The organism is Prevotella phocaeensis (assembly GCF_900065875.1).
Lineage (GTDB): Bacteria > Bacteroidota > Bacteroidia > Bacteroidales > Bacteroidaceae > Prevotella > Prevotella phocaeensis.
The window spans coordinates 87,668-107,601 of the sequence record NZ_LT160625.1 but is presented as its reverse complement, the minus strand read 5'-3'; the positions used below and the strand labels follow the sequence as shown (position 1 = coordinate 107,601).

Below are 19,934 nucleotides of genomic sequence, written 5' to 3'. Positions count from 1 at the left end.
TTTTAGAAGATTAATTGTTAACAATCTGTTCAATATCAGTATGCTCGGGGCCTTTCTTGATTTGCTTGCAAAGAATATTGATCTCTATGCCGAGCATCGCGGTGAAAAGTACAAGGAATATAAAGAATGTAAGAATAACCGAACCGGGCTGCAAGTCGGAAACGGCCGCCCATGTGGGCAATATGTCTTGGATAGTCCATGGCTGTCGGCCCAATTCGGCTACTACCCATCCAAGTTCGCTTGCGATATAAGCCAACGGAACAAGGACTATAGCAGACACAAGTAGCCAACGTTGTTTGGCAATGTCTTTCTTATAAACAAAGAACAGAGCCACGATAAAGAACAAAATAAATACTATTCCTAAACCTACCATGATACGGAAAGACCAGAACGTAAGCGGAATATAAGGCACGATCTGATCGGCCGACTTCACATAACCGTATCCGAAATAAGGCATATTGTCTTGTATCGTTTTCCTTACAGCAGCACTCTTATCGCCACTTCTATAGGTTTTCATAGCGCTAATGGCTTTCTTTCCACGCTCTATTTTCTCTTGCAATGAGAGTTCTTTGGTACCATCGGCTTTGGTGTACCCATTGAGAATGTCGTTCACACCGGGCACATATCCATGAGAATCATGCGTAGCAAGGATAGAAAGTGCATTGGGAATGGCTATACGAGAAGCCGGTTCTTTCTCCTTAGCATAATCAGGTTGCTTGAACAGGTCTACCCACGCTACGGTTGTAAGGCCCTGATCGGTTCCGCCATTATATAGAGCTTCCATTGCTGCAAGTTTCATCGGCTGCACTTTGGCCACCATGTAAGCAGAATTATCACCCGTAATTGCAGCAAGAACAGAGGCAATCAAACCGACGATACTCCCTATCTTAATGCTCTCTACAGCCAGTTTTTGCTCACGTTTTTTCAGCAGATACCACGCACTCACCCCTACGGTAAAAGCGGCACCGATAATCCACGACGATGTAACAGTATGGAAAAACTTATCGATGGCAAAGGGTGAAAGAGCCACATCAAAGAACGACACCATCTCGTTACGCATCGTATCAGGATTGAAAACACAGCCAACAGGATACTGCATCCATGCATTTGCAACAAGAATCCACCAAGCCGAAATGGTTGCGCCCAAGCCGGTAAGCCATGTAGAGGCCAAATGAAAACCAGACGAAACCTTCTTCCAACCGAAGAACATCACAGTCACAAAGGTAGATTCCATAAAAAATGCGATAATTCCTTCTATAGCAAGAGGTGCGCCGAATATATCGCCTACGAACCACGAATAATTACTCCAATTGGTACCGAACTCGAATTCAAGGATAATACCCGTGGCAACTCCCATGGCAAAATTAATACCGAAGAGCTTTTGCCAAAAACGGGCAGCATCCTTCCAAAAAGGTTTTTTGGTTCGGTAATAGCATGTCTCCACGATTCCCATTACCACTGCAAGCCCCAAAGTAAGTGGAACAAACAGCCAATGATAGATGGCCGTCAAGGCGAATTGTGCCCTCGACCAGTCGATAGTTCCAGCAGAAATGTCTAATAATAAGTTGTTAATCATAATTTATTTAGGTTTATAATATTTTAAACAGCTTGTGTTTGCCTATTTTCCAGAGCGTTCCAAAAGTTCTTTAGATACATATTCGTTTTCATGACCTGCATTGCTTTTCTCTTTTAAAAAGTCAGGAAAGAAAAAAACTTTGAGCACAGCAAACATGATAAACAGCTTAATAAGAATTACTATCCATAATGTTTTACCGATCGTCATGTGGCGAAAACCGTCGTAATACAGGTCGAACACCTTATATATATAACCACTTTTCTTCACTTTGTAATATTTTCAATTAGGCCGTAAAATTACAAATTAAAATTTAATATTGTCCTTTTTTTCCATAAAAATGCAAATTTTTAATATAATAAAGATTTGGTATTCTGAAATTCTTTGCTAATTAAGATAAAAATTTTAACTTTGCGTACTTGTTTTATATAATAAGAATTCTTTTATGAAGAGAAATGTCTTAATCCCCATTATCATTGTCGGAGTGCTTCTTATTGCCGGCATTATATACCTTACATTTAGTCTGAACAAGCAGAAAGAAGCCAACAAAGCGATGCAAGAGCTGGCAGAACTCGATAAAAAAGAGATGGAAAACGAGTATCAGCAGTTCGCTAATCAATACAGCGAGATGCGTACTAAGATATCTAACGACTCCATTGTGGCGCAATTGACAGCCGAACAAGAAAAGACACAACGACTTTTAGAAGAACTAAAACAAGTAAAAAGCAGCGACGCACGCGAAATAGCGCGGCTGAAAAAAGAACTTGCCACGGTGCGACAGGTGCTTCGCAGCTATGTTATAGAAATAGACTCGCTGAACCGACTGAACCAAAATCTGACGGCAGAGAATACTCGTGTGAAAGGTCAATATGCAGAAGCCACGCGACAGATCGAAGGCTTAAATACAGAAAAAGCATCGCTCTCGGAGAAAATAGCCATTGCCTCGCAACTCGATGCGGTAGGTATAGATATGTCGTTGATAGACAAACACAGCAAAACAACTAATAGAATTTCGAAATGCAATACCGTACAAGTAAGTTTCAGCATAACAAAAAACGTTACTGCAACCAACGGCATGCGCACAATTTATGTACGAATAACCTCGCCAACAGGTTCTATTTTGGGTAACGGAGGCGCATTCCAATACGAAAACCGAACACTGCAATGCTCGATGAAAAAGACCATTGAGTACGGCGGACAGCAGACCTCAGTAACTACTTATTGGAATGTAGATCAGGCACTCGTGAGCGGTACTTACCAAGTAAGTATCTTTGCCGACGGAAACATGATTGGATCAAGAAGCTTTACTTTTAAATAAAATGAAAAAAGTATTAACGTTTTTCATGCTTATCGGCGCACTCTTACCCGTTGAAGCGCAACAACAGATGCTCACACTCGACAGTTGCAGAGCGATGGCATTGCGCAACAACAAGCAGTTGAACATAGCCCGATTAAAGCAAGACGTGGCAAGAAACGCCCGTAAAACGATGCGTACCAAGTATCTTCCTAAGGTAGACGCCATAGGGGGATACGAGTTGTTCAGCAAAGAGATATCGTTGCTCAACGACAGGCAGAAGAATGCACTCGGCAATTTGGGCACCACCGTATCGGGAAACATCGGCACCAATCTTAACAGCATTATCACCAATATGGTGCAGCAGGGCATCATAACGCCGCAAGTGGGGCAACAGATGGGAACTTTGCTCAACACCTTGGGCACACCTTTGGCACAAGCAGGAAACCAATTGGGCCAGACCATCAACGATGCATTCCGCACCGACACCCGACAGGTATGGTCTGGAGCCGTGCTGCTTCGCCAACCGGTCTATATGGGAGGCGCCATTATCGCCGCCAACAAGATTGCCGACATCACCGAAAAGATGGCTGCAAACGACTTAAACCTACGAACCCAAACCACATTATATAATATAGATCAGGCTTACTGGACGGTTGTATCGCTGCGAGAAAAAGAAAAACTGGCCATAAGCTACCGAGATTTGGTGAAGAAACTCGACTCGGATGTAAAGAAAATGATCAAAGAAGGGGTGGCAACCCGTGCAGACGGACTGAGAGTAGACGTAAAAGTAAACGAAGCAGAAATGCAGATAACACAGGTAGAAAACGGACTCTCGCTCGCCAAGATGCTACTGTGCCAGCTCTGCGGACTGCCTTTAGACAAAGATACCCGCCTCTACGACAAACACAAAGAAACCCTCTATGCATCGTACCCCGCCGAAGATACAACCGATGTTTCTACCGTTTCCCGCCCCGAACTTAAAATGCTACAAAACACAATCGATATAAGTAAGCAGAATACACGTATCATACGTGCCGAATATCTGCCCCATATAGCGCTCACAGGCGGGTATCTTATCTCGAACCCCAATGTATTCAACGGATTTCAAAGAAACTTCTCGGGTGTGTGGAACGTGGGACTTATCGTACAGATACCCGTATGGAACTGGTTCGAGAGTTCCTATAAAATAAGAGCGTCCAAAGCAACTACGAATATTGCAATGATGGAACTCAGCGATGCGGAAGAAAAAATAGCGTTGCAAATTACACAGAGTCGCTTCAAAGTAAAGGAAGCCTATAAACGGCTTCTGATGGCAAATGAGAACATAAAGAGTGCTGAAGAGAACCTTCGTTGTGCCAATCTCGGCTTCAGCGAGGGTGTTATGGAATCGACAGATGTCATGGCTGCGCAAACTGCATGGCAACAGGCACAGAGCCAAAAGATAGATGCCGAGGTCGAAGTAAAATTAGCCCAAGTGAACCTGAACAAGGCTCTTGGCACATTACAATAATAAAGAGAAGAAAGAATTATGTCAGCAAAAACACAACATACCAATATTCTTCTTGCTGTAATCGGTTTTGCAGCAGTGGTTGTAACCGTAGCAATCATCGGATTTTTTACGTTGGGAAGAACGCCGGAAATAGTACAAGGCGAAGTCGAAGTATCGGAATACCGCGTGTCGAGCAAGCTGCCGGGCCGCATTGTCGACCTGCGTGTAAAGGAAGGAGACTATGTACATGTGGGCGATACCCTTGCTATTCTCGAAGTACCCGAGGTAAGTGCGCAGCAAAGAGTGGCCGAAGCAACGAAAGATGCAGCCACCGCAATGAGCGATATGGCCGACAACGGCGCACGTAAAGAGCAGATACGGGGTGCTTACGAGCTTTGGCAACAGGCAGAAGCTGCACTCACCATCGCCGAGAAATCCTACAAGCGCGTGCAGCATTTGTTCGATGAAGGGGTGATGAGCGCCCAAAAACGCGACGAAGCATTTGCCGCCTATAAGGCTACCGAGGCGCAAGTAAGGGCCGCAAAGAGCCAATACGACCTTGCCAAAAACGGCGCCCGCCAAGAAGAGAAACGTGCTGCAGCCAAGCAAGCACAAGCTGCTAAGGGAGCTGTAGACGTAGTAAAATCGCTTTTAAAAGAAACCGTACAGGTCTCACAAGTAGAAGGTGAGGTCAGTGATGTGTACCCCAAAGTGGGCGAACTGGTAGGTATAGGCTCGCCAATCATGAGTATATCGATCATGAAAGATATGTGGGGCACTTTTAACGTGCGCGAAGACCAGCTGAAAGGCATGAAGGTAGGAAGTGTGTTCACAGCCTTTTCACCCGCTTTCAACAAAGATATCAAGATGAAGGTCTACTACATTAAAGACCAAGGATCTTATGCCGTGTGGAAAGCAACCAAGGCCAACGGCCAATACGATCTGAAAACATTCGAGGTAAAGGCACGGCCTTTGCAGAAATTCGACGGTCTTCGTCCGGGAATGTCGTTGATTATTAAGGAAGAACAATAAAACTTTTCGTTACGAAAACCATTCGTCAGATATACCGAATAGCCCTCCGCGAATGCGGTTTCCTGCGCAGCAATCCCATCTACGGGTTCTGTATGGTCGTGTTCCCCATTGTGGTTATCCTCTTCTTTACATCGCTGATGAACGAAGGGACACCCGAAGATATGCCCGTAGGCATAGTAGATCAAGACAACACATCGACAACTCGCGCACTCATACGCAATTTAGATGCTTTCCAAACGACACGTGTCGTGGCTCATTATCCCAATATCAACGAGGCCCGACAAGCCATCCAGCGCAACGAAATCTATGCCTTTCTGCTCATACCCAAGGGAACTACCGACGGTCTATTGTCCTCACGCCGCCCCAAAATTTCGTTTTATTACAGCAGCGTGTCGCTTGTAGCAGGCTCAAACCTGTTTCGCGACCTTAAAACCATCTCTACCTTAGGCTCCGCAGCGGTAGGTTCGGCCAAGTTATCCGCACTTGGCAAGACCGGCAGAGAGATACGCAATTACCTTCAACCCATAGCCATAGACCTGCACATGATAGGAAATCCGTGGGCCAACTATAACATTTATTTGAGTACAGCAATGGTTCCGGGCCTGCTCATGCTCTTTATTTTCCTTATCACCCCCTACTCTATCGGCACCGAAATCAAGTTTAAGCGCTCCAAGGAGTGGCTTGCCTTAGCCGATAACAACATCTTCGTGGCGCTCGCAGGTAAGATGTTGCCGCAATTTCTGATATTCCTGCTTGTCTTTCTCGGCTTCGATTTTTACATTTATTATGTATTGTCGTTCCCTCATCCGGGCGGTCTGTTCCCCATACTTCTGCTTACGTTGCTCTCACTCATGGCCTGTCAGGGGTTCGGCATATTCGCTTTCGGCTTGATGCCATCACTCCGAATGTCGATGAGCGTATGCTCTCTCTGGGCTGTAGTGAGCTTCTCGGTGTGCGGGGCCACCTATCCGGTGTTCGCAATGAACCCGATGATCGAGGCCATAGCACAGCTGTTTCCGCTGCGCCACTACTACATGATTTATCAAATCGGCATCTTCAACGGTTTTCCGCTCGGCAACGCATGGCCCAATATCATGGCTCTGTGCCTGATGGCCCTGCTTCCTCTCATCACCATCAGGAACATGCGAAAAGCGTTGCTCACCTATATATACATACCATAACTGCAAGATGGACAACAAAGGACTACGAAATAGAACCGCTGAAGGGCTGAGAGACATGTGTTACATCTGGGCCAAAGAGATGAAAGCCACCGTTAAAGACGAGGGTGTCTTGATCTTTTTCATCCTTGTTCCTTTGCTCTATCCCCTGCTCTATTCGTGGATATACAACAATGAAGTGGTACGCGAAGTGCCCGTTGCCATCGTCGACCTCTCACACAGTCATGCTTCGCGCGAATTTATCCGTGCATTCGACGCCTCTCCTGATACCAAAGCGGCCTATTACTGCAATAACTTAGATGAGGCAAAAGCCCTTGTAGGCAAGCAACAGGTGCACGGCGTGCTTTATTTCCCTGCCGACTTCGGCACCGACCTCTACCGCGGAGGCGGTCAATCCCATGTGGGCGTGTACTGTGACATGAGCCTCATGCTTACCTACAAAGCCATTTATCAAACGGCACAGGCAGTGGCTTCGCAGCTCAACAGCGGCATTCAGATTTCACAATCCAACGACTTTACCGCCCGAGACGAGGAAATTACCGCCCAACCGCTTGCCTTTGAAGAGGTACAGATATTCAATTCAACGGGCGGATACGGCAATGCCATCATCCCCGGAGTGCTCATGGTCATCATCCAGCAGACGCTTCTGCTGGGCATAGGTCTTGCTGCCGGCACGGCTCGAGAGAACAACCGTTACAAAGACCTCGTACCCGTAAGCAAGCATTATAACGGCATTTTCCGCATCGTGCTGGGCAAGTCGATGTGTTACTTCATGGTTTACGCCGTCATGGCTGCCTATCTTACCCTCGTTGTTCCGCGCCTGTTCGGCTATACAACTATGGCATCTGCCAGCGCTCTTGTAGGCCTGTTGGTGCCTTACCTATGCTCTTGTATCTTCTTCGGCATGGCGGTTTCGTGCCTTGTACGCTACAGAGAGAACGTAATGTTACTGGTAGTTTTCACCTCTGTTCCTTTCCTCTTCATGACAGGTATATCATGGCCACAGGCGAATATCCCGGGCATTTGGCAAGGTATAGCCACGATTTTCCCCTCCACTTTCGGCGTTCGAGGCTTCCTGCGCATCAGTTCTATGGGCGGCACTCTTGCCGATATCGAAGCCGAGTATCAGGCTCTATGGACACAGGTGGTAGTATATTTCTTCGCTACCTGCCTCATCTACCGCTATCAGATTATACTTGCACGCCGGCACGCCATCGAACAAATCAACATGATGAAGAAACATATCGCTGCTGCAAAGGCGAAATCGGCCCTCGAAAACAGGCAGGTATAAACAACACTTCAGTCCCTCGCCACGATTACGTTCCACGCATTTTAAGAAAATATATAATCCCTTATTCCTCGATACATAAACCACGACAGCGACAAATAGGCCGTGCAAATACTTTAGATAAGCATTCTAAGCGCCTTACATTACCCATCTGAAACGTTTATATGGAACATCTGTAGGCACAAGGATATAAAAATAGCCGGATAAGGCAGAAACAGCACTCGTTACAAGTACACGCCACATGATAATAATTGCATTATTCTTTGTACTTTCCATTGCATTGGCAGCGCTTGCATTCCGCCGAACAAAGCGTGCCGAGCGCAGTGTTTTGCCCGCAGAAACAGCAGAGCCGAACTCCATAGAAAGAATGCCGTTCAGCATCGTCCTGTGCTATATCGCCACTGGCATATCCACCCTATCCCTATTATTTTTGCTGCTTGTATTCTGTTTTGCCGCCGATATAAACGGCACGATGGTCGTTATTACATTCTTATTCGCGGCATTATGGTTCATCACAATCCCCGGGGCCTGCCTTTATTTCTACTCTTTCGTGCGGTCGCTTTTCAGCAACAACCGCCATAGCCGCAAACTGTTATGGCTGCACACTATCAACATGCTGCTGGTTTGTATGCTTGCCGTCGCCGACGTACAGACCGGTCAGACGTGCGATGCCGACACGATGGAAGCGCACTACCGACAATATGGCCGCGATATGCAGACGTTTGTAAACGACATCCGCTACAGTCTACCCGACAGCACGCGGCTGTCTGTAGAGTTCATCAGGTACGGAAAGGTAGACCGTTTGTTCCTAAAAGGGCGCCACAGCATTAGTTATAATCGCGAAATAGATAGCATCGGCATGCTGAAAACAAGGCATGCACAAACGGCAGGCATCACTCCCGAACGGCTCGAAACGTTGTACCAGCGGCTCAAGGCCGTGGGCTGCCGAGGGATAGACATCGACAACTACAGTCGTAATCCGGCCGTATTGCTCTTTCACCGCGTAAGCATGGGCGCCTATTATTTCTGTCTGTACGACACACCTCTAACAGATAATGAACTCAAAGAGCTGACGTCAGACGACGCGATGATCGTTCTGAACCGCCGAGTTGTACTGCAATACGGCGGCGGAGCTATCGGGGGACAGAACTTCATAGGCAAAGAAGAGTTCGAACAGCGGCGTCATCGTGCCGATAAGGAATAAAAACAAACTTTTTATACCCGCTTCTTATTTGCACGATTATGATAGCAATAACATTTTTTATCCTGCTTGCAGGCACAATATATTATATTTTACAGAAAAGCGCACCTATAGTATAGCAAATTCGTATATCGTATTTACCATCCCTATCAGTTATTATCTACCTGCACTATTTTTGTCGGACTCTGCTCTTTGTTGCGCCGGTTGGTCACCGTAACCACCGCCTGTGCAAGGTTCAGAAAGGCTTGTCCCGTTGCTGAACCTACGTTGCAAGCGGCCGGTTTGCCCGCATCGCCGCTCTCGCAAATACTCTGTACGATCGGAATTTGCGCCAACAGGGGGCAATTCATCTCCTCGGCAAGGTTCTTACAGCCCTCTTTACCGAAGATATAATACTTGTTTTCGGGCAGTTCGGCAGGCGTAAACCACGCCATGTTCTCCACTAAACCGAGGATAGGCACGTTCACTTTCTCGTTCCGATACATATCTATTCCCTTACGGGCATCGGCTAAAGCCACGCTCTGCGGTGTACTTACGATGACTGCACCCGTAATGGCAAGCGTCTGAAGCAGCGTAAGATGGATGTCGCTCGTACCGGGTGGCGTGTCAAGAATAAAGTAATCGAGGGCTCCCCAATCGGTATCAGCGATCAATTGCTTTAGGGCTGATGTGGCCATACCGCCACGCCACAGCGTTGCAGTGTCGGGATTAACGAAGAAACCGATGCTTAAAAGCCTCACACCATATCGCTCTACCGGCTCTATGAGTTGCCTGCCGTCTTTTTCCACCGAATATATTTTTGCGTCTTCCACACCGAACATCTTCGGCATAGACGGCCCGAAGATGTCCGTATCGAGCAATCCAACCTTATAACCAAGGCGAGCCAAGGCAATCGCAAGGTTCGCCGAAACGGTGGATTTGCCCACTCCGCCCTTGCCGGAGCTCACTGCAATGATGTTCTTTACATGAGGTAACAGCTTTCCGACCTCCGGTCGTGGGGCCGATTTGAACTCTGTAGCGATGGTAACTTCCACGTCTTTGTCTACATGATAGTGTATGGCAGCCTCTGCAGCCTTAAGTGTAGACTTTAAAAACGGATCGGTTTCGCGCGGAAAGATAAGGGTGAACGCCACTTTCATGCCGTCTATTCTTACATCATCGGCAAGCATTTCGCTTTCTATCAAGTTCTTTTTCGTACCGGGATAGATAACTGTAGTTAAGGCATCCGTGATGAGTTTTGGATATAATGTCATAATGTTTCTAAAATTTATTGTATCTGTATACCTGTCGAAACAATAGTTTTACGGGCTCGTTGCAAAGATAATCAAAATATACGAATAATAGAGAAGCCCAAAAGGAAAAATCCTTTCGGGCTATAGTGCGGGCATTACGCATTGACAAACGATGCACTCTTCGGTTCAACGGTACATATCTTCAGGTGCGGTAGTGGCAAAGTCACGTATAAATTCGGCATATTTCGCGGCCACGGCTTCGGCAAATATCCGGCCTTTCTCGGCCGTAGAACCGCGCGGATCGCCTATTCCGGTATCGACGGAAACACGGTTCCATGCTCTCGGGATCCATACACGTCCCTCCTGTAAGGCGGGAATAGCGAACGATTTTGCTTCGCCTGCCCCTGCTTCATCGAGGTTTACGAGCTCCTGATGATAATGCATCATCACCGAAGTTTCTACTTCATCGGCATGATCTCCCGGGGTATCGAAGAATTCTTTGGCAGGCATAAGTTTGAACCATTCACTGGTTGCCACCACGAAATGGGGATATTCCACGGATAGGTCGCGGATCATGTTCTTAAAGGTATTGCCTCCATGCCCGTTGACGATCAGCAATTTGCGAAATCCTTGATGGTTGAGAGAGGCCACGATATCGGTAAGAATTGCCTTTTGTGTTTCATATCGGGCGTGTACACAGAAACTGAGTTCGCGCTGTCCCGGATTTTGAGAACCCATATTCACAGGAGGCATCACCATGCAACGTATACCGTAACGTTCGAAAGTTTGTTGCGCAGCATCTACAGCAATATCATGCGAGAGGATGCAATCGGTCATATAAGGCAAATGCAAATTATGGGGTTCGGTAGCGCCCCATGGCAGTAACACAACCGGATAGTCGTATTGACGTGCAATTCCGTAGGTAGATACGGACAAATCTAATTCTCTGTTCATCGTCAGAAATATATTATGATTTATTCAGAATGTCTTGACAAAGGGTGTAACCCATAATCATCATGCGAGGAATATGGAAAGGTCCCTTGAATATATTGCCCTTTGCAGGCTGCGCCACAGTACCGTCACGATGCAAATACCCATACCATTCGCCAAACGTATGATCGGGAAAATGACTGTAGGTCCAATCGCTAATAAGCTGATGCCGCTGTAAGTATTCCTCTTCACCTGTGGCGAGATAAGCATAGAGCATAGCAATAATAGTCTCAGTCTGCGGCCACCAGAACTTCATATCTTGCGAATAATCCTGCGAAGGCAAGTTCTTGCAGTCACAGAAGTTAATTATACCGCCGAAATCCTTATCCCATCCCCAGTCCCAAGACCAGTTCAATATCTTTAATCCCAATGCTGTAAGTTTTTTATCCCATCCACGTTGCCGTGCTTCTTCGAGAATAAACCACGACGTTTCTATGCAATGTCCGGGATTGATCACGCGCCCGTTGCATGTATCTATAAACTCTCCGTGCAATCCCACGGTCTCCAATACGGCCTTAAATTCAGGGTGTAAAAAGTACGTCTGTAACTCTTCGAGCGATCGGTCTATCTGTTCAGTGAGTTCAGGTGTATCGATTGCCGCCCGAATACGCGATGCCGTATTGATTAATATCATTGTTAAAGAGTGCCCTTGGCATTGCAATGACGGCAGATATTTGGGTTCCAAAAGCCCGTGAGTGTTCTTGTAATGCAAGATCAAACGAAAGAGTTCGAGTGCTCGTTCCGCATAACTCTTGTCTCCGGAGGCAATGGAATATTCCGACATTGCAATGGCTGCAAAGCATTCAGAGAATAAATAACGGCGCATGCGCAAAGGAGTACCGTCTTCAGTTACCTCGAAATACATCCTTCCATGTGCATCGGTGCAGTGCCGAATGATAAAATCGATGCAACTCTTCGAGGCATCCAACCACTCTTGACGCTTCTCTATACGGTTATAGGCATAGGCTGCGATAAAGCCAAAACGCCCTTGAAACCACACCGACTTGGTGGTATCCATCAAACTTCCGTCACGATTAAGGCAGGTATAAATACCTCCATGCTTCTTATCAAGCCCATGCTTGAGCCAGAAAGCCATAATATCGTTTGTGAGATCTGCCTTATATGAGGCCGACCATTTTCTTAAATATTGCTGATAATCCATAACTGTTTATGTTTTAAAATCGGTTGCAACGCTCGAAAAAACCTATTTTTTCAAGTTCTCGGCGCATATTCTGTTCTTCTTCATCGGTCATGTTTTGAAACGGAACACGGTTAGGTCCCAAGTCAAAACCTATAAGTTTCATAATTCGTTTTCCACCTACGATATTGCCACGGAAACGACATATCACATTGATTACGGCCTGCGAGAAGTCCTGTTTCTCGCGTGCAGTATCGATATCTCCACGGTTCCATGCCTCTATAATGCCCGTAAGTTCACGTCCGTTATAATTCGTAGTACCGCCGATACCTCCGCGCGCACCTCCTTGAGCAAGGCTCGAAAGAATCGTTTCATCCTGTCCGTGGAGCATATCGTATTTTCCTTCTCCGTACAACCTACATTGATTGTACTCATAGAGACTCTCGTAAGTATACTTGATACCTGCAAAATTAGGAATTCTTCCATCGACAGATTTCAATAATTCGAGCATGGGAAGATAGACACCGTTAAAGGCTGGGATGTGATAATAGTAGAATGGAAGGTCCGGAGCAGCTGCTGCAATAGTTTCACAATACTTGACCAATTCTTCTATCCTGCCGATACGGGGGAACGGGGGAGCCATGGCACCGATGCCCCATGCACCGATTTGCCGAGCATGGCGGGCTAAATTCTCGCTTTCGCGCAGGCAACAACTGCCCACATGCACGATAACTTTAAAGCCTTCAGGGGCAGCCTCCACCCATTTCTCTGCCAAAAGTTTACGCTCATCCGTGGTAAGCATGTAGCCTTCACCCGATGAACCGTTGATGAAAACGCCTTTTAAACCGTTCTTCACAAGCATATCTGCATACGCTTTAATGGGTGTTGTGTTTACATCACCGTTTTCATAAAAAGGCGTAAACGGCGCGTCTATAAGTCCTATAATCTTTTCCATATAATGTTTGTTTATCAATATTGTTATTCCATATTATCCGTTTTAGGGTGCAAGAAAATAAGTTGAAGCGCTAAAGCTACGGCAACTACGCCACCCAAAAGTGCAAAACCCAATCCTAAACTGCCACCGTCAGTCAATTTACCCAATACCTGTGTAACAGCTGCTCCGGCAAATACGCCCGTCATATTCATAATTCCATAAGCCGTAGCACGGTAACGCGACGAAATAAATTGGCACAAGATCGGCATATTATTGGTATCGAAAATACCGAAACCTATACCGAACAAAACTCCTGCACCTATAACAGTAACGAGACTATGGCCCAATCCTAACAGCATAAGGGCGGGGATTGTCATGCCCAGACCTATGGCACTCGTGTACACACGACCACGAATATTGCGCTGAACCCAACGGTCCGAGAGTATTCCCCCGACGATAACACCCACGAAAGACGATACGGCTATGGTGATGGTCGATAGAGGTCCGGCACTCGCCATGGGAATATGCAAACTCTCCGCAAACAATGTAGGCAGCCAATTCTTAGTTGCCCATCCGGGTAGACTGGGCACCGCGAAATAAAAGAGGATAATCCAAAATGCCCAAGTAGACAGAACTACACTCAATCCTCTAAACAATTGCGTGCCCGCTTTCTTGGGTTCAGCATTCTCACATGCAGGCTCTGCCCGATGTTTAGGGTTCTCTTTCAGCACCAGAACCAGCAGAACAGCATAAACGATGCCCACCATTCCGAGCCCTTGAAAGGCTGTATGCCATGAAAATATCATAGCAACGGTCGCCCCGAAACCACCGATCGCCTGTCCTACATAGAGCCCTGTCATGTGTATTCCGATAGCAAGTGAACGCGATTTACCTTCGTGCCAATCGGCAATAAGCGACAATGCAGAGGGAATATACAGCGCTTCACTCACTCCCATCAGTGCACGTAGCCAATACAGTTGGTCGAAGGTTTGAGCAAATCCCATAAGAAATGTTACTGCAGACCATACAAACAAGCTGCCTACAACAAGCCATTTGCGGTCTACTTTATCGGCAACGATACCCGCAAACGGACTCACAATGCCGTATATCCATAGAAAAACCGCCATCAATGCACCAAAGGCTTCGGCCTTATTCAGTTCTGCGATGTCTGCTTTCATGGCTTCCTGCATCGTCGAGAGCATCTGCCTATCCATATAATTCAGCAGGGCTACTGCCCAAAGCAGGCCCACCACAACCCAAGGATAATACTTTTTTTCTTTCATCATACATTCGGTTATCAGTTGAACGATTTACATTTCATGGCGTCTATCGCCTCAATCTCATGCGGTAAACGGTAGGAGTACGCACACCGGGCATCAATTCTCCACCTATTATATATATAGTATCGCGCACCCGCACAAGCGAACTGCCGGCTCTGGCCATAACGTTATTCGTACCGATAACGTGCCATTTTTCATCTTCGTACAGCAATATATGTGGATTGAACTTATACCATTCCGCATCATGACGTAGATAATCCGTTTGCTGTTCATTCAGTGCATGCAGGAAAACCAACCTGTTTACGCCGCCTATAGCGAGCATTCTGTCGTCTGAAAGCATCACCGAAGCGGCCCCGCCAAGAAATATTTCTTCGTTATTCATACCTACCGGTGCCGGCAGATCGTACCACAAAGCCTTTCCAACAGCCAAAGCAACGCCATTCATAGATAAAGTTGCAGCTTTATTTGCTGTGCGCGGAGCAAAACCTCCCCACATCTTAAACACAGACTTCTTAAATCCTCCCGACACAGGTTGCACGCGTGCCATCCCCGGAAAGGCAACAATCTCATGCCATCCCCCTGCAATATCTTCGAGATTTAGGCATAATACCGTATTTACGGCTATGCCATTCCGGTTTCCGCCGGCCACATAAATGCAATTCCCCACAACACTTCCCGTCATATTATCAAGCGCACAAGGCAACGAAGGCAACCGTGTAACAACGGCTTTTCCTTTTCTTATCTTTATTTGCACTACTGCATTCAGTGCTTCCGACGCATTATTACCGCCTATACAAATAATGCTTTTCTTCCATGTTATGGCTACGCCGTAGGCCGATTTTACAGGTAAATCTCCTATGTGTCGCCACTCTAAGCTATCGCCCTGCCCGATCTTTGCAGCATAAATTCCTTTGTAATATCTCTTTTTCCCACCATCAGCTGCAGGTATATCGGGGAAATTGCACCCGCCGGCCATAACAAGTTGGCGTCCTATCGCACCCGCAAAGCAAGCCGACACTCCCTTTTCGTATCCGCTCTCCATTGCAGGAAAGCCTCGCATCAAGTGCAACCCGATGTTATATTGCGCCAAAATATCTAAACTAAAGAACGGTAATATGAGGGCAATTACCACAGATATTCTCGTTCTGGCAATACCGATCAATGTTATCATAAAGCACAAAAACAGCAACTCACAAGCCTGTTGTTCACTGTTAAAACCTGTAATAATAGTAGATGAGTTTTTATTTTATCCGCTACAAAGATAACATAAAATTCAGTAATTACAAAACATATCCTGTTTTTTAGGACAAAGGTAAGACATCGTTTCAGTATATATACCACATATAAAAAAAGATTAAAAATGCGATATACCGATAACAACGTAATAGAGATTTCATTATATTTGCGACATAAAGATAAACCATTTAAAGCATAAAGTTTATGATGAAAATAGGTATTCCAAAAGAAATCAAGAACAATGAAAACCGCGTAGGCATGACACCCGCGGGAGTTGCCGAACTTATCAGGCACGGCCATCAGGTTTTAGTACAGCATACGGCAGGCGTAGGCAGTGGGTTTAACGACGCTGCATACGAGTCTGTCGGGGCTAAAATAATGCCCTCTATCGAAGAGGTATATGCTGCAGCCGACATGATCGTAAAGGTTAAGGAGCCTATAGAGCCGGAATATCCGCTTATCCGTAAGGATCAGGTGGTATTCACCTATTTCCATTTCGCGTGCGATAAGCCGCTCACCGATGCTATGATTAAGAGCCATGCCGTATGCATCGCCTACGAAACGGTAGAAAAGGCCGACCATTCGCTGCCTCTTCTTATACCCATGAGCGAAGTGGCGGGCCGAATGGCAGCGCAAAACGGTGCCTATTACCTTCAAAAAACTAAGGGCGGAAAGGGTAAACTCATGGCAGGAGCGCCGGGAGTAATGCCGGCTAAAGTGCTTGTATTGGGCGGCGGAACCGTAGGAGAGGCCGCTGCAAGGATCGCGGCAGGCATGGGTGCCGACGTTATCATTACCGATATCTCGCTGCCCAAGCTGAAACAACTTGCTGCATACATGCCACCTAACGTGCATACACTTTATTCTTCGGAGCACAACATCCGCCAACAACTGCACGATGTCGACGTTGTAATCGGCTCGGTGCTGGTCCCCGGCGATGCTGCACCGCACCTTATCACGCGCGATATGCTCGGTCTGATGGAACCGAGAACGGTGCTCGTCGATGTTGCCATAGACCAAGGAGGCTGCTTCGAGACGTCTCATCCGACCACGCACAGCGATCCTACGTATATTACAGACGGCATATTGCATTACGCAGTGGCCAATATACCGGGCGCAGTTCCTAATACGTCGACCATAGCGCTAACGAATGCTACGCTCAGATATGCCATCCAACTGGCCGACAAGGGCTGGAGACAGGCTTGCAAAGACGATCCGGCACTCATGAAAGGCGTAAACATGGCCGACGGCAAGGTAACCTACGAGGCCGTGGCCAAGGTTTGGGGACTGGAATACACACCGCTTGTTTTGTAAGAGAGATATATAAAGGGCGACTCCACAACTGCTTGTCGCCCACCGTCTTATTGCGATAAGGCGGCTGAAGGGGTGACCTGAGATAAGCAACCAAACAAGTTATCAGGATTATACGGCTTATCCTCGTCACCCTATTTTATGCTCTACCGCTTTTTCCTATTAAAAGCAAGTGCGTTTTTCTTGTACCTTGTTCGCCCATTCATCTGGGAGAATTCAAACTGAATACAACCTGCAGATGGTCAAAAGCAATGCTTCGTTCATAAAGAAAATAAAAAACATTCGCTGCGCATCGGCAGTGTTGCAGAAACAAGTGCACGTTCTAAGACCGTTACAACTATTGCATAACGGGCTTAAACCGTGCATTTACCTTGATTGAACTATACCTTTATCTCCCTTGCCCGCCATTGGCAGGCAAAGTTGTTACAGCCAGCGACAGTGCAAGAATTACCGTGCGGTCGACAAAGAGGGTGCGATATCTTCCGTTCGCACGGCCCACCGACGGTTCGGTTTGGTACTCATAACGAAATGAAGGTCGATGCCTTTCTGCACGTCATCCCATGTAAGATACGATTTCGAGTAAGGTTTACCGTTCACATACACTTTATTTATATATACCGCCTTGCGGTTCCAGCCCTTCGTTGTCATGCGAATATGGTTGCCGTTGCTCATGGTTACGTCTATTGCAGGCAATGCCGGCGAGCCTATGTTGTAGTATCCGCTTGCCGGAGCCACGGGGTATATGCCTATACAATTGAAGATATACCACGCCGACATCTGCCCGCAATCGTCGTTTCCGCATAGAGAAGCGGGCGTATTCCCATAGAATCGGTCGGCTATTTCGCGCACTCGTCGCTGACACTTCCACCCTTCACCGATGTAATTATAAAGGTATGTCACATGATGGCATGGCTCATTGCCGTGCCAATAGGCCCCTATGCGCCCGTGAATATCATGTGCACCCGGGATATCCTGTGGGAGTATCAGCGTAAAGAGCGAATCCAAACGGGCACGAAACAGATCTCTGCCCATCAAATCTATCAGTCCTTGCACATCGTGCGGTACCGTCCAATGATACTGCACGGTAAATCCTTCGGTAATATCTCCCCAGCCGTTCACCGATCCGGGGCCCTGATAAGCCACCGGAGCAAAAGGTGTACGCCACGTACCGTCGGTTGCTCGTCCACGCATATACTTGGTTTCGGGATCGAAAAGGTTCCGGTAATTAAGCGCACGTTTAAGGAAGAAGTCTGCCGTTTGGACTTTTCCCAGCGCTTTTGCAGCCTTATAAATGGCATAGTCGTCGTATGCATACTCGAGAGTCTTAGAGACTGACTCCTGTTCTTTGTCATATGGCACGTATCCTTTGGCATTGTAATCGGCCAATCCGTCGTAGTTACGGTTCATAGCCGTGGCAACCATGGCATCGAGAGCCCGCTCGCGGTCGAAACCTTTCACCCCTTTACAGATCATATCTGCAAGCACCGACACGGCATGATAGCCTATCATGCACCACGTTTCGTTACTTCCAAACGACCAAAACGGCAGCATTCGTTCCACACTTTTATCGTAATGAGCCAGCAAAGAGTTAGCTACATCGGCCTGAACATCTTGGTGTACGAGGTTCATCAGCGGATGCTGGGCACGATAGGTATCCCACAGAGAGAACACGCTGCGGTTGGTAAAGCCGTTTTCATGCTCCACATTCTTGTCCAACCCGCGGTATCTGCCGTCGGCATCGTCGTAGACAAACGGGCACAGGGCGGCATGATAAGCCGACGTATAGAACGTTTCTTTCTGCTCAGGCGTACCCTCTATGCGGTATTTCGACAACTCTTTTTCCCACTTATCCTCGGCAAGTTGCCTCAACGAGTCGAAGGTCTTGCCCTGCAATTCCTGCAAGTTGAGCTTGGCACCGGCGGTACTTATGCCCGATATGGCCGTCTTCACGGTAATCTGTTCGCCCTCTTCGGTATCGAAAGAAGCCGTGAACACGAGCCCTTGTCCCCATGCCTCGCGGTTACTCCTGAACCGGTTACCGTTATAAACCACAGGCTTTTTGTTCTGATAAACCATGAACTGTCGGAACGGTTTGGAGAATATAGCCGTGAAATAAATATGGCGTTCCGGCCCCCACCCTTGTATCAAGCGGTAACCGGTAATAGTGCTATCGTTCTCAACCCGTATGTTTGACCACGCACAACGTTGCCACAACGTATGTTGGAAGTCGATCAACACGAACGATTCCGACGACTTAGGATAAGTAAATCGCAAGATACCGCTCCTAAGCCCTGCGGTCATCTCGGCTTTTACGCCGTAATCGAGCAGATGCACGGCATAATATCCGGGGGTGGCCCGTTCGTCTTCGTGCCTGAACCTGCTGCGATAACCGCTGTCGGGTGCCTCATCGGTACCGGCATCCAGCCTGACTATACCCGTTCCGGGCATAAACAAGAAGTCGCCCATATCGGGAATACCCGTACCGCTAAGATGGGTTAACGAAAATCCCTGTATGCTCTGTCGGTTCCATTTGTAGCCCGAAGCCGCATCGTAAAAGTGTTCGTCGGTGTCGGGACTTATCTGTATGCCTCCGAAAGGTATCTGCGCACCCGGGTAAACGTTGCCGTAGCCGTCGGTACCCACAAAAGGATTGACGTACGAAACGAGTTTCCGTGGTTGCTGTTCAGACTTGGCAACGGCGCCGAGTGCTACGGCAAGCGTCAATATAAGAAAGATATGTCGGTTCATGTCGATA

At 47.2% G+C, this 19,934-nt stretch carries 16 protein-coding genes; 7 read left to right on the top strand and 9 right to left on the bottom strand.

Features of this window, described 5'->3' with window-relative positions:
• Positions 1-10 precede the first annotated feature (10 nt).
• Complete coding sequence (locus BN3912_RS07080; protein WP_036859928.1) at positions 11-1,573, bottom strand: cytochrome ubiquinol oxidase subunit I; 1,563 nt, start codon at positions 1,571-1,573, stop codon at positions 11-13.
• A gap of 45 nt (positions 1,574-1,618) precedes the next feature.
• Complete coding sequence (locus tag BN3912_RS07075) at positions 1,619-1,843, bottom strand: DUF4492 domain-containing protein (protein WP_004368621.1); 225 nt, start codon at positions 1,841-1,843, stop codon at positions 1,619-1,621.
• Between the two features lie 175 nt (positions 1,844-2,018).
• On the opposite strand from BN3912_RS07075, the gene BN3912_RS07070 reads away from it, so the two are divergent.
• From BN3912_RS07070 to BN3912_RS07045, 6 genes are all read left to right on the top strand, one after another.
• Positions 2,019-2,891 (top strand): hypothetical protein, encoded by an 873-nt coding sequence (locus tag BN3912_RS07070; RefSeq protein ID WP_023984909.1) that lies wholly within the window; start codon positions 2,019-2,021, stop codon positions 2,889-2,891.
• A 1-nt stretch (position 2,892) separates the two neighbouring features.
• A complete protein-coding gene (locus tag BN3912_RS07065) occupies positions 2,893-4,380 on the top strand; it encodes a TolC family protein (protein WP_064972289.1) in 1,488 nt (495 codons plus the stop codon).
• Between the two features lie 18 nt (positions 4,381-4,398).
• Positions 4,399-5,391: an HlyD family secretion protein gene (locus tag BN3912_RS07060; RefSeq protein WP_023984907.1), complete on the top strand. Its 993-nt coding sequence runs from the start codon at positions 4,399-4,401 to the stop codon at positions 5,389-5,391.
• Between the two features lie 92 nt (positions 5,392-5,483).
• On the top strand, positions 5,484-6,572 hold the full coding sequence (locus tag BN3912_RS07055; RefSeq protein WP_023984906.1) for an ABC transporter permease: 1,089 nt from the start codon (positions 5,484-5,486) through the stop codon (positions 6,570-6,572).
• A 7-nt stretch (positions 6,573-6,579) separates the two neighbouring features.
• A complete protein-coding gene (locus BN3912_RS07050; protein ID WP_023984905.1) occupies positions 6,580-7,860 on the top strand; it encodes an ABC transporter permease in 1,281 nt (426 codons plus the stop codon).
• A gap of 238 nt (positions 7,861-8,098) precedes the next feature.
• Complete coding sequence (locus BN3912_RS07045; RefSeq protein WP_023984904.1) at positions 8,099-9,061, top strand: hypothetical protein; 963 nt, start codon at positions 8,099-8,101, stop codon at positions 9,059-9,061.
• A 146-nt stretch (positions 9,062-9,207) separates the two neighbouring features.
• Here the strand turns inward: BN3912_RS07045 and BN3912_RS07040 are convergent, their stop codons facing one another.
• The 6 genes from BN3912_RS07040 to BN3912_RS07015 form a co-directional block, all read right to left on the bottom strand.
• On the bottom strand, positions 9,208-10,311 hold the full coding sequence (locus BN3912_RS07040; RefSeq protein WP_023984903.1) for an Mrp/NBP35 family ATP-binding protein: 1,104 nt from the start codon (positions 10,309-10,311) through the stop codon (positions 9,208-9,210).
• A gap of 165 nt (positions 10,312-10,476) precedes the next feature.
• Entirely contained in the window at positions 10,477-11,244 is a 768-nt protein-coding gene (locus BN3912_RS07035) for a creatininase family protein (protein WP_023984902.1), read from the bottom strand.
• 13 nt (positions 11,245-11,257) lie between these two features.
• Positions 11,258-12,442: an AGE family epimerase/isomerase gene (locus BN3912_RS07030; RefSeq protein ID WP_023984901.1), complete on the bottom strand. Its 1,185-nt coding sequence runs from the start codon at positions 12,440-12,442 to the stop codon at positions 11,258-11,260.
• Positions 12,443-12,455: 13 nt separating this feature from the next.
• The gene (locus BN3912_RS07025; protein WP_004368607.1) at positions 12,456-13,373 is read right to left on the bottom strand and encodes a dihydrodipicolinate synthase family protein; all 918 of its coding nucleotides are present in this window, start codon (positions 13,371-13,373) and stop codon (positions 12,456-12,458) included.
• 23 nt (positions 13,374-13,396) lie between these two features.
• Positions 13,397-14,635, bottom strand: coding sequence for an MFS transporter (locus BN3912_RS07020; protein ID WP_023984900.1), 1,239 nt, complete (start codon positions 14,633-14,635; stop codon positions 13,397-13,399).
• 43 nt (positions 14,636-14,678) lie between these two features.
• Positions 14,679-15,803, bottom strand: a complete 1,125-nt coding sequence (locus BN3912_RS07015; protein ID WP_023984899.1) for a cyclically-permuted mutarotase family protein — start codon at positions 15,801-15,803, stop codon at positions 14,679-14,681.
• Between the two features lie 272 nt (positions 15,804-16,075).
• Between BN3912_RS07015 and ald the strand changes: the two genes are divergently transcribed.
• The gene (ald, locus tag BN3912_RS07010) at positions 16,076-17,182 is read left to right on the top strand and encodes an alanine dehydrogenase (RefSeq protein ID WP_036859922.1); all 1,107 of its coding nucleotides are present in this window, start codon (positions 16,076-16,078) and stop codon (positions 17,180-17,182) included.
• A 444-nt stretch (positions 17,183-17,626) separates the two neighbouring features.
• On the opposite strand, the gene BN3912_RS07005 is transcribed toward ald, so the two are convergent.
• The gene (locus tag BN3912_RS07005) at positions 17,627-19,927 is read right to left on the bottom strand and encodes a GH92 family glycosyl hydrolase (protein ID WP_023984897.1); all 2,301 of its coding nucleotides are present in this window, start codon (positions 19,925-19,927) and stop codon (positions 17,627-17,629) included.
• Positions 19,928-19,934: the final 7 nt, after the last annotated feature.

What these genes read in the sequence shown, in the direction of transcription:
- BN3912_RS07070 (WP_023984909.1), top strand. Translation starts at nt 2,019, where the DNA reads ATGAAGAGAAATGTCTTAATCCCCATTATCATTGTCGGAGTGCTTCTT.
- BN3912_RS07065 (WP_064972289.1), top strand. Translation starts at nt 2,893, where the DNA reads ATGAAAAAAGTATTAACGTTTTTCATGCTTATCGGCGCACTCTTACCC.
- BN3912_RS07060 (WP_023984907.1), top strand. Translation starts at nt 4,399, where the DNA reads ATGTCAGCAAAAACACAACATACCAATATTCTTCTTGCTGTAATCGGT.
- BN3912_RS07055 (WP_023984906.1), top strand. Translation starts at nt 5,484, where the DNA reads ATGGTCGTGTTCCCCATTGTGGTTATCCTCTTCTTTACATCGCTGATG.
- BN3912_RS07050 (WP_023984905.1), top strand. Translation starts at nt 6,580, where the DNA reads ATGGACAACAAAGGACTACGAAATAGAACCGCTGAAGGGCTGAGAGAC.
- BN3912_RS07045 (WP_023984904.1), top strand. Translation starts at nt 8,099, where the DNA reads ATGATAATAATTGCATTATTCTTTGTACTTTCCATTGCATTGGCAGCG.
- BN3912_RS07040 (WP_023984903.1), bottom strand. Translation starts at nt 10,311, where the DNA reads ATGACATTATATCCAAAACTCATCACGGATGCCTTAACTACAGTTATC.
- BN3912_RS07035 (WP_023984902.1), bottom strand. Translation starts at nt 11,244, where the DNA reads ATGAACAGAGAATTAGATTTGTCCGTATCTACCTACGGAATTGCACGT.
- BN3912_RS07030 (WP_023984901.1), bottom strand. Translation starts at nt 12,442, where the DNA reads ATGGATTATCAGCAATATTTAAGAAAATGGTCGGCCTCATATAAGGCA.
- BN3912_RS07025 (WP_004368607.1), bottom strand. Translation starts at nt 13,373, where the DNA reads ATGGAAAAGATTATAGGACTTATAGACGCGCCGTTTACGCCTTTTTAT.
- BN3912_RS07020 (WP_023984900.1), bottom strand. Translation starts at nt 14,635, where the DNA reads ATGAAAGAAAAAAAGTATTATCCTTGGGTTGTGGTGGGCCTGCTTTGG.
- BN3912_RS07015 (WP_023984899.1), bottom strand. Translation starts at nt 15,803, where the DNA reads ATGATAACATTGATCGGTATTGCCAGAACGAGAATATCTGTGGTAATT.
- ald (WP_036859922.1), top strand. Translation starts at nt 16,076, where the DNA reads ATGAAAATAGGTATTCCAAAAGAAATCAAGAACAATGAAAACCGCGTA.
- BN3912_RS07005 (WP_023984897.1), bottom strand. Translation starts at nt 19,927, where the DNA reads ATGAACCGACATATCTTTCTTATATTGACGCTTGCCGTAGCACTCGGC.